5 protein-coding genes and 1 pseudogene are annotated in these 12,884 nt (G+C 62.5%); 1 reads left to right on the top strand and 5 read right to left on the bottom strand.

The window, feature by feature from the left end; genetic code table 11:
• Window positions 1–28: 28 nt before the first annotated feature.
• From ACJ512_RS16065 to ACJ512_RS16055, 3 genes are read right to left on the bottom strand one after another with little or no spacing between them, the layout of a single operon-like run.
• The gene (locus ACJ512_RS16065) at window positions 29–3,391 is read right to left on the bottom strand and encodes a Swt1 family HEPN domain-containing protein (RefSeq protein ID WP_407689186.1); all 3,363 of its coding nucleotides are present in this window, start codon (window positions 3,389–3,391) and stop codon (window positions 29–31) included.
• Window positions 3,391–5,232, bottom strand: coding sequence for a GmrSD restriction endonuclease domain-containing protein (locus ACJ512_RS16060; protein ID WP_407689187.1), 1,842 nt, complete (start codon window positions 5,230–5,232; stop codon window positions 3,391–3,393). Before ACJ512_RS16060 ends, ACJ512_RS16065 begins: the two co-directional genes overlap by 1 nt.
• 1 nt (window position 5,233) lies before the next feature.
• The gene (locus ACJ512_RS16055; protein WP_461479760.1) at window positions 5,234–6,967 is read right to left on the bottom strand and encodes a DUF1156 domain-containing protein; all 1,734 of its coding nucleotides are present in this window, start codon (window positions 6,965–6,967) and stop codon (window positions 5,234–5,236) included.
• A gap of 212 nt (window positions 6,968–7,179) precedes the next feature.
• On the opposite strand from ACJ512_RS16055, the gene ACJ512_RS16050 reads away from it, so the two are divergent.
• Window positions 7,180–8,427, top strand: a complete 1,248-nt coding sequence (locus ACJ512_RS16050) for an ISL3 family transposase (RefSeq protein ID WP_407689820.1) — start codon at window positions 7,180–7,182, stop codon at window positions 8,425–8,427.
• A gap of 28 nt (window positions 8,428–8,455) precedes the next feature.
• Here the strand turns inward: ACJ512_RS16050 and ACJ512_RS16045 are convergent.
• Window positions 8,456–9,415 (bottom strand): annotated as a pseudogene (locus ACJ512_RS16045) (DUF1156 domain-containing protein); the annotation flags it as partial.
• Complete coding sequence (locus ACJ512_RS16040; RefSeq protein ID WP_407689453.1) at window positions 9,415–12,825, bottom strand: helicase-related protein; 3,411 nt, start codon at window positions 12,823–12,825, stop codon at window positions 9,415–9,417. The gene ACJ512_RS16040 and the pseudogene ACJ512_RS16045, both read right to left, overlap by 1 nt.
• Window positions 12,826–12,884: the final 59 nt, after the last annotated feature.

Here is a 12,884-nt window from a genome sequence, read left to right as displayed (position 1 = left end):
CAGCTCCGCTCTGCGAAATTGCCGGCGGTCATTCTTTTTCAAACCCCGACTGGTCGAACTTCAGTGTCTTCGCGTTCTCCGACACCGTACGAATCTTGTTCTCATCAAAGCCTGTTGCGTCGACCGCCTCGATCTCGATCTTCACGATCAGGTTGATGCCCTGTTCACGAAGGTTGGCGATCACCTCATCGGCGATGTTCTTGAAGTCCATCGCGATCTTGTCCGAGCTGAGCGTCTTGACTCCGTAGAACCGCGTGAACGCGATATCGATAGGGCCGGGGCCGGATCCAGTTCCGGCGCTTGTCCCAGTCCCAGTTCCAGTCCCGGTGCCCTCTTCGGTTTCAGTGCCGGTGTCGGAACCCTCTTCGGTTTTCTTCTCGTGCTTTCGCTGATGGATCGCGACGTCAGGACGCACCAAGAGCAGCGAGTCCGCTGGACTGGGTGCTGAATTGGTGTCTCCTGGGATCCAGAGTCCGACAAACCGTCCTGTGGCGGCGTCGATGCCGGTTGCCAGGGCAAACGCGTCGGTCTCCCAGATCATCGGAAGATCGAGCACGCCCTCCTCAAGAACGCGCCGATCCCGCAGCCGCGGCATGTACGGGTACTGGCAGTAGAGTCCCCATAGCGAGCCCAGAGTGACGTGCCCGTCCTTCCAGATTTGGGGCACCTTATTGATGGCGAGGCGAATCGTCACGGCCGCTTGGCGAACGGACAGATCACCGTCGTTTCCGAGCCGGCGGGAGACCCGCTCAGCCAGCGACTCCGACTGACCTTCGACCTTCGTTTCCCGCACAACGAAGGGAGCGCTCGCATCAGGCTGAGACGGGACCAACGCCCACGTAAACGTCTGCAGCAGACGAGACTTCACCGTCTGGTCGGCCTGCGCCTGCCGAGTGGACGCTTGATTCTTCTGGTTCTGGGTGAGATCCAGGTCGGCCTCGTTGGCCAGCACGTGTGACCAGCCAAGGTAGTCCCGCGTAGCGGCGTCAAGTTCCTCAAGCCGTGCTTCGTCGGCTGCCAAGAACACCAGCATGTTGCGGTTGGATCGGTTGGCGGTGCCGCGCTGCTCGGTCGCCTTCTGCGCGAACGCCTTGGCCGGTGAGTCCGATCCGCGCTTGTGCGCAACCTTCGGATGCAGGATCACCAGTCGCGCTTCGTCGGTGTCGGGGATGTCCGCGTTCGATTCGGGGCACACATGCACGCCCGCGAAGTCTCCGCGCGTCTTCGCCTGTCCCTGCAGCCGGCGGACGATCTCGGCCCAGACATCTTCCTTGTGCAGCCGCTCCGCTTGGTCCTTGGCGGTGCGGGTGATGTTGGCCTGCAGGTCATACCAGTACTTGCCGGAACCGGAGTAGAAGTACGTGGCCCGGTCGCCAAGCTGGGTCAGCGCGGAATGAAAGTTCCCGGGAACATCACCCGGGACTGCTGTGCCCAGGAAGACCCGCTGGGTTTCGAGGCCCTTGTGGGCCGACCCGATGGTGGGTGCGGCGCCGAAGAACACCGTGCGGGCCAGCCGCTTGGTCAGCGACCGCTGCCCGAAGACGGGCTTCTCCTTGTCGATCCGGGACGGTTCGGAGCTCGGCCCGTCGACATCGGCGTCGATGATGGCTTTCCAGGAATCCTGCAGGTACTGGGTGAGTTCGGCGTTCACGTTGGCGGTGGCGAGCGGGATGGATCCGGGCATGATAAGCGGTGATGCGTCCTCGCCAGTCCACAGCGCGTGGATGACGGTGCTCATCAGCCGCAGGACGCCGCGGGTGCGCTGGAAACGCTCCAGTGACGACCACTCTTCGTAGAGTCGGTCGAACAGCTCGGGGTGGATGGGGTAGGTCCGTTTGATGCGGTCTTCGTAGGCGGTGTCGCGGGATTCTCGGGGGAAGTCGTCGGTGTACTTGCGGTACATGTCGACGTACGCGCGCGCAGTGGCGCCGATGGAGGCCAGTGCCGCACCGTCAGGTTGGACGAACAGGCGTTGCCGGACGATCTGATATGCCTCGGCTGAGGAGGCGGGTCGCCATTGTTCGGCGACGCGACGCACGACGTTCTGCAGCCGTTTGAGCGCTTCGAGGCCATGCGCGCCGCCGACCTCTTCGGCGTTGCCGGCGACGATCTTGTCGGAATCGTCCCCGGTTTCTGACGCGGGTATGGAAATGACCAGCAGCACACCGGAAGTGCCCTTTGCAGACTCGGTGAGGGATTGTGCGAAGGTGAACTGGTCGTCGAAGGTGCCGCCGGCCAGATCGTCACGGCCGACGAGTGAGCGGGCGTAGGCGACCCATTCGTCGATCAGGATGACGGCGGGGGAGTACTTGGCGAGCAGATCATGCAGGGCCTCGCCGGGTGTGGTGCGGTCTGTGTCGGCCTTGGCGACCAGTGCGTAGGCCTCGGCGCCTCCAAGCTGCCAGGCGAGCTCGCCCCAGATGGTGTTGACGTGCGTGCCGTCGTCCTTGGTCGTGCCGGCCGGGCTGAAGTGGTTGCCGACGATGGCGACCCGGTTGAGCTTGGCGCCGGTGTAGCCGTTCTTGGTCAGCAGTTCCTGCGTTTCCTGGGGGAACTGCCCGACGGGTAGCCCCGCGGCGACATGCCACAGGGCGAGCATCGAATGTGTCTTTCCGCCACCGAAGTTGGTCTGCAGGTTGATGACAGGCGGTGCGTTGTCGTCGCCGGATAGCCGGCGGACGGCGCGGCCGACGAGATCGGTCAGGCCTTCGGTGAGGTAGGTGCGGCGGAAGAATTCGACGGCGTCGGCGTAGCCGGAATCTTGTTCACCGCCGAAGGCGACCTTGTAGAGGTCGGCGGCGAACTCGGAGGCGGCGAAGTTTCCGGTGGCGACGTCGTGGTGGGGTGGCAGGACTTCGCGCCAGGGCTTGAGCCCGGCGGCCTCGGGGTTGTCGACGGCGGCTTTGAGTGTCTTCTTGTCGTCCTTGTCGGCGGCCACGCGGCGCAGGTTGAGCCGGATGGCGTTAACCTCGTCGGCTTCCTTGGCGGCGCCGATGAGCTTGAGCAGTCGCTCGCCGGTGTCCAACGCGCGGTAGGCGTCATCGTCGCTGAAGGTGCCGTTGTGGGCCCAGTTGTTGCGGACTTCGCGCAGTTCGATCGCGAAGGACTCGCCGGCTTTGCCGAGAGTCTTGCTGAACGGGTACCACCCCGGCTTGAAGCCGTTGGTGATGTTCGATTCGGTGAGGATGCGGAACTGGACCTGCGGGTCGAGCGGGTTGTAGGTCTTGTCCGACGGCGCGCCCTTCTTCCCGTCCTTGAGTTGAACCAGTTTCGTCCACGCTGCTCCCAGCGCAGGATCGCCTTGGCCGATGACGGAGGCGATGAAGTCATCGAGCGGGGGTGCCATCGTCTGGAACATGCGGTCGATGCGGTCGCGGTTGCTCAGTGCCATCAGTCGTTCTCCATGCCTGCTTCGTTGGGAAACTCATCGGGCTCGAACTGTGCCGAATCTTCCTCCGCGAATCCCAAGTCGATGTCTCGCTGCACCGCTTTCCCGATCGCGTTTTCGACCAGCTCGCACAGTGCTTCGCGCCGCGTACGGAAGAAGTTCTCAAAGTGGTCCTGGCGGAGGAAGTCGGCCGGAATCAGGTGTGTGGCCACCAATCCGTCGAGATGTGCCGAGTCGATCTGCGCGCGGGTTTCGATCACGGGAAGGTACGACGACGGGGCGACACCGCCGATCGTGCGGTTGGTGCGTGCGCTGATCGTCGTCTTGTTGACGATGCTCTCCCGGTGCTCGGCATCGATGCCGTTGGTGTCGCACCACTTCTGGGGGAAGATGTGATGGATATCGACCGCGAGGTCGACGTATTGAATCTTGTCGAGCGCTTTGTCTTCCATCCAGTCCCGAGCCCCTCCGGCGAGGATGAGCGCCGCGATGCCCTTATAGGCAGCCGCGTTGCGTGTGCGCAGCGAGTGCAGACGGGATTCAGTGAAGCTGGCGTCCTGAACGGTCCTCGGCACCGGCGCGGAACCGTCGGTGGCCCAGGGCGGAACCATCTCGATGTCGCGGGCGAACCGTGATTCGATCGCCGAGCCGTAGAGTTCGCCGAGCACGCCACACCAGTACCAGCGGACGAGACGTTCACTCACACTGATCAGATCGGCTTGCTTGCCCAGCACCACCTTGATCGCGGCCAGCGGAACCAGCTGTTTGGGGTAGGGCACGTCTCGTGGCGCGAAGATGTGGCGGTCAGCCAAGAATGTTGACGCCCAGATGAACGCCTCGCGCAGAGGTTCCCGCCACTGCAGATAGTCGCTCAAAGTCAGCTTCAGGATGTCCTCGCGCTTGGCCGAGATGGCCGACGGCCTGTCGGAGGTGTCGGCGAGGTGGCGTTGCCGGGTGGTGAGCATGGTGACCGCTTGGAGGAAGTCGGTGTTCTCGACGGCGGCCAGCACCGGGTAGGACGACCACTTGAGTTGGGTCTCCCGCCAGTCGTCGTTGAGCCGGAAGTCTTCGCCGGTCTTGGCGTAGTAGTCGGCGTCGCCGGCGAAGACTGCGGTGAGCAGTTCGAAAACGTTGAGAGGCAGGCCACCGATGTTCACCTTCTCGAAGACGGTGGCCACGGCGGCTTTGTCAGTGTCCTCGTCCAAGACGATCGCGGGAATGTCGTAGGTGGTTGCCTGTTTGATGAACTTGTCATGAAACTGCTTGCCTAGCGCCGGGTTCTGCAGTTCCAGAATCCAGCTCATGTAGTCGCCATAGAGCAGGTTCAGCGGGAAGTAGCCATGCTCGTGTTGCTTGTCCTGGTCGCTGAGGTCAAGCACCACGTCCTTGCCGAAGTTTGACCGGATGACACCGTCGGCCGGTACCGACATCACTGCTTCGTCGACGCGGTTCGGGTCGCTGAGTGCGGTTTCCATGTGGACGAAGTAGCGCCGGTCGAGCAGTCGTCCGCGGCTGTCTTTCGTTGCGACCACACCGTTCCCGCTGAGGGCTTGCGTCAGTGAGGTCAGACGCTGCTGCCCGTCCAACAGCAGGTACTTCGCCTCGGTGCCTGGGCTGAGGTCGACACCCTCGATTGCGCGCGGCTTGAAGCGCACCTGCGAGTTCCCGGTCTTCAGCAGCATGACTGCACCCATCGGGTGTCCGCGCAGCACTGTCACCAAGAGCTGACGGATGCGTTCGTCTTCCCATTTGTATCCGCGCTGGAAGTCCGGCAACTGGATCTCCCCGGAGCGAGTCCACTTCAGGTACTCACCCAACTCGTACATCGGTGTCAGGAAACCCATGTCAGTCGTCCCCCTCATCGAAGTCGAATGCACTCTGCGAACTGCTTGCAGACGTATCAGTTCGCGCAGCGTCGGATATCTCGGGCCAACTGGTGACCAGAGTGTTGAAGCTCAATGCGTCCTTGGTCCAGCCGTTGCTCTCCGCGATGCGGAACAACAGGTGCGCCAACTCTTTGATGAGGTCGGCGTCTACCGCACCGTCGGGACGACTCAGTGCGTTACGTAAGAAATCACCCGCCGCGCTGATGCCTTCGCCTTCGAGTGTCTTGATCAGGTGGTGCAGTGCCTCCCAATTACTGACGTGGAGGTCCGCGAGAATGTCGTAGTCCGTGCTCAGATCTGACGGCTTGATGAGTTGGACTTTGCCGGCCCGGCTGGTCAGAATTCCACCGCGGTCCATTGCATCGACGGTGGTGTTTCGGGCGTTGGCGAGGTTGTTTGCATCCCCGAAAACGCCTATGTCGTAGCCATGTTGGCGATACCACGCGATTGCGAAGCGGCTCGTCGAGTCGAAGTCGCCTTCCTGCTCATTGAGCACATGGTCGAGGATCTCGTTGATGCGGGCCAGCGCAGAGCGTACCGACATCCGCGAGCCATCCGGTTCCAGAACAGCTCTGTAGCGGCTAAATACGGCCATACCAGGCCCGATTGCGGCTTGAGGTAGATCCACGGGTGCAACCTGGCCCTGCTGAAGCTGGCGTAGCGCTGGGGGCAGTTCTGCTTTGAGGGCGTCAATAAGGTCCCTGCGGCCGACAGTAGGCGCCGACGTATTACGCGGCCGAAGCGTCAGAACGATTGCAGAAGCGAGAGCATTAGTCTCGAGGCTGATTGTTCTACCACCGCGTTCGCCGCGAATCGGCCAAGTGGAAGTTATCTCCCATCCGGAGCCGATCATGCCGTCTAGGAGAGTTTCCCACCCGCTCGACGCCTCGCCGTCCTCGCCGGACTCTGATTGTTTGAAGGCGTACCACACGGAAATCGGGTAGTCGCCGTGAGTCACCTCCCGTGCCTCCGTGAAGACCTTGCGAAAACCGTTCTCGAAAAACGCCTTTGCGCCGGACTTACCGTCATGTCGGTAAGGGTTCGCGACCAGTTCAAGCGCCTTGGGCACGAGCATCGTACCGAACAGATCTGGATAGATGTCTCTCAACGATCGACGGAGCCAAACGTAGAAGAAGTCGGAAAGGTCTGAATAGCCGATGTTGTCGTAGTACGGGGGGTCAGTAGCGATAACTGCTTGTCGTTTAACAGCCTCGCGCGCATCCTCCTGCTCGACTTGGCCGACACTTCCTTGGAGGGGTAGTCCATCAAGGGATTCACAGGTCCACGAAAGAGCGCCGGACCAGCTGCCTGTTCCGTCGGCTAACTGATTCGCTTCGACGAAATCCCATGCCATCGGAATCGCCTGACGCGCAAAGGTGTTCCTCGTTGAAGCGCGTTGAATGCCCCAAGTGACTACGGATGAACCGCGATCGGCGACCTTGGAAAGCACCATTGCCAGATACGTCGCAATAGCGTCCGCGTAGCTGGCGGTGCCTCCGTCGGCAATTACCCGTAGACGCGCCTCCATCACAAGATCGCTGAACGTCGAGAGCGCTTGTAGCTGACGGTTCGTAAATAGGTCAGCGAACTGGACGAGACCGTAGCTCGGCGGCGAGAACCAACGAGGGTTGTCCGCAATATCGCCAGTCACTGTGTGCTCGGGGCGCGCTACTTGCGCTGCGCTAATTTGCATCTGGTCAGGGGTGACATAGAACCGTCGACGCGGCCCTTCCGCGACGATCGCGAGGAGTGTCTGTCCGAGTCTTCCGGCTTTCCCCTCGGATCTTAGGTATGGCTCTTCTGCCGTAGTCGTGGGTCTGTGACCAGGGGGCTTGTGGCCCAACGCCGTGTCCTGCTTACGTTTTGGACTGTTATCGGGTTCAAGACGAAGGAGGGTGTACGGCGTTGGGTAAATCCAGGGTATTCGCGACGGTCCTCGGTGGCCAGGACATGGTCGTCGATGACGTGATGATCGAGACGGAGACTTCGCGCGGAAAACAGCCGGTGACCAGCGAGGTGCTGGTGTTTGAGGTGCGGCCCAAGGCGAACCAGGCCAGCCGGTGCTCGCGGTGCCGCAAACGCTGTGCGGGCTATGACGGCGGGGAGGGGATCAGGCGCTGGCGCACCCTGGATCTGGGGACGACGAAGGCCTATCTGCAGGCCGCAGCGCCGCGGGTAGCCTGCCCCGAGCATGGAGTGGTGGTGGCCCACCTGCCCTGGGCGCGGCCCGGGGCCCGTCACACCTGGGCGTTTGAGGACACAGCCGCGTGGTTGACCGCGCATGCCGCGATCAGTGTGGTCGCGGTGTTTTTGCGGGTGGCCTGGCGCACCATCGCCGCGATCGTGGGCCGGGTGGTCGCCGATGGCCGCGACACCAACGACCTGCTGGCCGGGTTGACCCGCATCGGCATCGACGAGATCGCCTACCGCAAAGGCCACCGCTATGTAACCTGCGTCATCGATCACACGACAGGCCGGCTGGTGTGGGCAGCCGAAGGCCGCAACCAGGACACCTTGGGCCGGTTTTTCGACCAGCTCGGCGCCCAACGTGCCGCGGCGTTGACTCACGTCAGCTGTGATGGGGCGGAATGGATTCACGCCGTGCTGCGGGACCGGGCCCCGGGTGCGGTGATCTGCCTGGATCCGTTTCATGTCGTGGCCTGGGCGCTCAAGGCCCTCGACAAGGTGCGGGTGCGTACCATGGCCCGCGCCGGTGTCCGCGACCGGCACGCGATGTGGGCGACCCGCAAGAACCCGGCCGATCTGACCGGTGAGCAACGCACCAGCCTCGCGTCGATCACGGCTACCAACGCCACGCTGTATCGGGCGTATCTGCTCAAAGAGCAACTCCGCGAAGTGTTTCGGGTCAAAGGCCGCGACGGCCATCGCCTGCTGGCCGGTTGGTTGTCCTGGGCGTCGCACTCGCGCATCCCGGAATTCGTTGCCGTAGCCCGCACCGTCCGCCGTCACAAGGAGCTCATCGGCAACACTCTCGACCACCAACTGTCGAATGCCCGCTCAGAGGCGACGAACACCCACCTGCGGGCATTGACCACGCGTGCGTACGGGTTTCACAGCCCTGAGGCGATGATCGGCATGGCCATGCTCACCCGCGGCGGCCTATGCCCCGCACTGCCCGGTCGAGCAGCATGAAACCAGACCCACAGAAACGTCAGGAGACCCTTAGGTATTTCATCGGAACGGCCGTATGACAAGCTATGCAAGTGGCGCCAGTTCTTCCAGAGACAGTTCCATCATCGTCAGCGGCCGGTGCACCGCGTAGGCCGGTCATAACTTGAAACTGCACTCGATGACCAGACTGGTCGCCCTGGTCTGCGACAACCGTCGGCACCACGTATGCCTCGGTACCACGGCCCTTGCTCAACCACCAACTCTTTGTGAGTGGCATTTCGATCCTGCAGGCAGGGTTAGGGCATCTAGCTGTACGTGCCCAGAGCCAAGCTACGGCAGGTGCCTGAGATCCGTCCTCCAATTGAGCAGGCGGGTATAGGTGACCAATGCGTCGCTTGGCTTCTCTGGCAATCCAGGCGCCGTAAGCGCTGACGTCAGCTTTAAGGCCTTCAGCCCCCGTCCATGATCGAATCTCCGATTCAGCGAGGCCTGGAAACGCTGGCGGTTCATCTCGAAACTTGGCAGGTATCTCGATCAGCGCCTTATTTATCAGCACTGCAACCGGATTCAGATCTGATGCATGTGCCTCAAGGCCGAGCCGCTGAGCCTCGAGTGGGATCGTCCCGCCACCCGCAAACGGGTCAAGGATGGGCGGCGGCTTCCCGTTTGTGGACTTGAGTATCTCTGCGTGTGCCTCGGCGAGGAGTTTCTCATCACGGATGTTCTCCCACACGACCAGGCGCTCGATGAGCTTGTGGAGGCGCTCGCGTTCCTTGCGCTGCAGCTCCTCGGTGGGGAATTCCTCGGGATGCGAGGAGGGGTCGTCGACGAGCTGGGCGAACAAGACCGCGCGGGCGGCCGCGAGCGGGCGGCGAGCCCACCACAGATGCAGAGTGGAGGGGTGGCCGTGCCGGATTGACTTCTCCCGGGCTGATTCCCGGTTGATTACTTCCAGAGGCAGCGCGACCTCGATCAGTTTGCGCTTTGGCACTTGTTTGTCAGAAGTCATCAGAATGGCTCAGTTCCCTTGTTCCACATTTTGTTCCAGTCGCCGCGGATCCCGGTGGCATCGAAGTCACCAAGATCCGTGGAGGAGAACGGGTTGTCGAGATAACGCACTTCGTCATGAGCTGGCCCTCGCGGATCCACCTTGACCAGAGCCAGCCGGTAACGAGGTGCCGCGTTCTTGCCGACGATCACCTCGTTGTGCGTGACGAAGAAGTCGGAGGCACCGTCCAGTCGGGCCTTGACTTCGATGCGGTATGTGCCGCCGCCTGAGTCCGAGGACAGGATGTCGAATCCCTTGTTATTGAAGGGTTGTTCGACTGGTTTCCGGCCTAGCGTCCGTTCCGTCGCCATCACCAGATCGACGCCGCGGCGTTCGACCTCTTTGGTCTCCTTGGCATGAATAGGCGCCGACGCGGGAAGTTCACCGTCAACCATCGCTACGGGCAACACGAGTGCTGCGGTAACAATGCGCGGGGGCTTGGTCGACATCAATGCCTGCTTGTCGAGCAGTTCAAGCCGGTTGCGAAGGCGAGCATCGAGCTCGACTGCCTTGCGGTTGAGGCTCTCAGCGGACTCCTTCGGCTTTTCGCCGGCCTGCTCCTTTTCGGCTGCCACAGCAGCGTCGAGAAGCATCCGGTCACGTTCTCCCTCAAGCCGTTTGACCACGAGGTCGCGGCACTTGGCCAGTTCCGCCGCCCGCCACGGCTGCACCTCGGCCAAGTACTCGGGGAGTTGGGTCGTGATGATCCAGCTGTTGGCACGGTCTTCGGCGTCAGCCAGCCAGGGGAGTTGGCGTGCTGCGGCGACGGCTGGCGTGTCGGGTGCGGCCACGCAATCGAGATAGGGTGCCGGCCCTGCAGGCGTTACGGTGCCGAGGCTGTCGACATAGGCGTAGCCGAAACGTCGGGACACCGCAGCACCGGTGGCATCGGCGACCTCTTCGACAACACCGACGAGCAGGTGAGGCTCCTCCAGCGTCGCCGACACCAGCACGGTGCCGCTGTTGAGGGTGCCTCCAAAGTGCCGTATTGCTTCGTCCATCACTGCGTCGTGCAGCGGGTGTCCCGGTGCGAGCAGGTCGGCGCGTGCCAGTTCTTCGGAGTGCACATGTTCAAGGTCGAAGGTGACGCGGTCATACTTTGTCGCGATTGGCTGGAACTTGCTGGCTCTGATTTGCGCCGGCACGTTGGCGATCTCGTAGCGGCCTCGCTCGCGTCTGGCGATGCGGCCACCGAGTCGGGTGAACGCCGCCTTGAATGCCAGCTCGATGTAGTGCGGCTGGAGTCGACGTGCACGGGCCTCGTCCATAGCGGCGCGAAGCTTGGCGAGGTCGGCATCGGCGAGATGGTCCGAAGCGAGTGCTCGTTCGTCGAGCAATTCCTTTAGCCCGTCGGACACCTTGTGGTCGATGACTTCGTGCATCTTGGCGCGGACTTCGGGGAGTTCGCCGTACCGGATCGCATCCAGAAGCAGTTCCCGCAGCGGAGTCTCCGAGAAAGCTTCCCCAAGGACGTCGAAGACCTTGCCGCCATAGGCTTTTCGCTGTTCCTCGATTTTGGCGAGCAGCCGTACGAAGACGTCACCTTCGCGGGTATTGCTGGCGACGATGTTCCAGAGACGGCAGACTTCCTCCTGGCCGATACGGTGGATACGGCCGAAGCGCTGCTCGATCCGGTTCGGGTTCCACGGCAGGTCGTAGTTGACCATGAGGTGGGCCGCTTGCAGGTTCAGGCCTTCGCCGGCGGCATCGGTGGCCAGCAGGATCTGGCAGTCCCTGTTCTTGGTGAACTCCTCCGTGATCATGCGCCGCTCTCTGCGGCGCACTCCGCCGTGGATCGCCTGCACGGCGTTGGGCTTGCCTATCAGGGTCCGGATGCGACCCGCCAGGTAGTCGAGGGTGTCCCGGTGCTCAGTGAAGATGATCAGTTTGCGCGGCCATCCGTTCGCGTCGACGGTCAGCGCCTCGTCCTGGAGGATGCGGCTCAACTCGGTCCACTTGCGGTCGGTGCCGGAATCGCGAACCTGCTTGGCGACTGTCGTCAGCTCGGCTAGTTCCAGCAGTTCGGCATCAAGTTCCTCGACTGTCTGCGCGGCTGTGGCGGCGTCGAGCAGCTCCTCTTCGAGCTCCTCGATCTGCTCGGAGCTGTAGTCATCGGCGTCGAGTCCTTCGACGTCGACGGTCGGCTCCCTGTCGGTGTAGGTGCCGTTGAGAATTTCGAGCTTCTTGCGCTCGAGCCGTTCAGTGCGGCGCACGAGGCTCTTGTAGATGGCCTCGGGGCTCGATGCCAGGCGGCGCTGCAGCACGGTCAGTGCGAAGCCGACGGTGTTCTTGCGTTTGCCGCCCACCCGGTCGGCGCGATTCATGCCCTCGCGGACGTAGGCGGTCACCTGCTCGTAGAGCGAGTACTCCAGTTCGGTGAGTTCGTAGGGCACGGTCTCGGCGCGGCGCTCCGGAAAGAGCTTCTTCCCGTCAAAGGTCAGCAGGTCTTCTTTGACCATGCGGCGCATGATGCCGTCAGTGTTGGCGGTCTTGGTGTTCTTACCTTCGAAGCGGTCGCGGTCCAGCAGGGTGAGGAAGAGCTGGAAGTCCTCTTCCTTGCCGGAGTGCGGCGTGGCGGTCATCAGCAACAGGTGGCGGGTGATGCGGCCGAGCATCTCACCGAGCAGGAAGCGCTTGGTCTTCTCCAGCTTGCCCCCGAAGTAGTGGGCGCCCATGCGGTGGGCTTCGTCGACGATGATCAGGTCCCACTCGGTCTCCTTGAGCTGGGCTTGGAGCTCCTCGTTGCGCGACAGCTGGTCCATTCGTGCGATCAGCAGTGGGTTGCTTTCGAAGACGTTGAGGTTGACGTTGGCGTCGATGAGCTGGTTGGTCAGCAGGTCGAAGCGCAGCCCGAACTTGAAGAACAGTTCGTCCTGCCACTGCTCCACCAGACCGCCGGGGGCGACGATCAGGCATTGGCGCACGTCGTCGCGCAACAGCAGCTCTTTGATGTACAGGCCGGCCATGATGGTCTTGCCGGCGCCTGGGTCATCGGCGAGCAGGAACCGTAGCGGCGTGCGGGGGAGAAGCTCGCCGTAGACCGCGCGGATTTGATGGGGGAGCGGTCGGACGTCGCTGGTGGCCACGGCCAACATCGGGTCGAACAATCCGGCCAGGGTGATCCGTTGGGCCTCGGCGACCATCTTGAAGTCGGTGGCGTTGGCGTCGAACGCCCGGCTTCCGGTCTGGGCGACGGTGAGGTTGTCCTGGTCCTTGCGGAACACCACCTGCTGGCCGAGCGCACCGTCGTTGGTCTTATAGGTCAGCTCCAAAGCGTCGGTGCCGTGCCACTGGGCAAAGATCACTGTGATCACCTGCGCCGGGATCAACCCGTCGATCCGCAGGCCAGGCTTCAACTCTTCCAGCAGCACTTCTTGTCCTCCCCGGTAGATAGCTGACCCACGCTAGTCGACCTCCCCGACAATATCCG

This window comes from Mycobacterium cajalii (assembly GCF_045809005.2).
Classification (GTDB): domain Bacteria; phylum Actinomycetota; class Actinomycetes; order Mycobacteriales; family Mycobacteriaceae; genus Mycobacterium.
Note: the sequence above shows the minus strand (reverse complement) of the source record. Positions and strands in the feature narration are given on the sequence as shown.

Coding starts and splice junctions, on each gene's coding strand:
- ACJ512_RS16060 (WP_407689187.1), bottom strand. CDS start 5,232: ATGGGTTTCCTGACACCGATGTACGAGTTGGGTGAGTACCTGAAGTGG.
- ACJ512_RS16055 (WP_461479760.1), bottom strand. CDS start 6,967: ATGCAAATTAGCGCAGCGCAAGTAGCGCGCCCCGAGCACACAGTGACT.
- ACJ512_RS16065 (WP_407689186.1), bottom strand. CDS start 3,391: ATGGCACTGAGCAACCGCGACCGCATCGACCGCATGTTCCAGACGATG.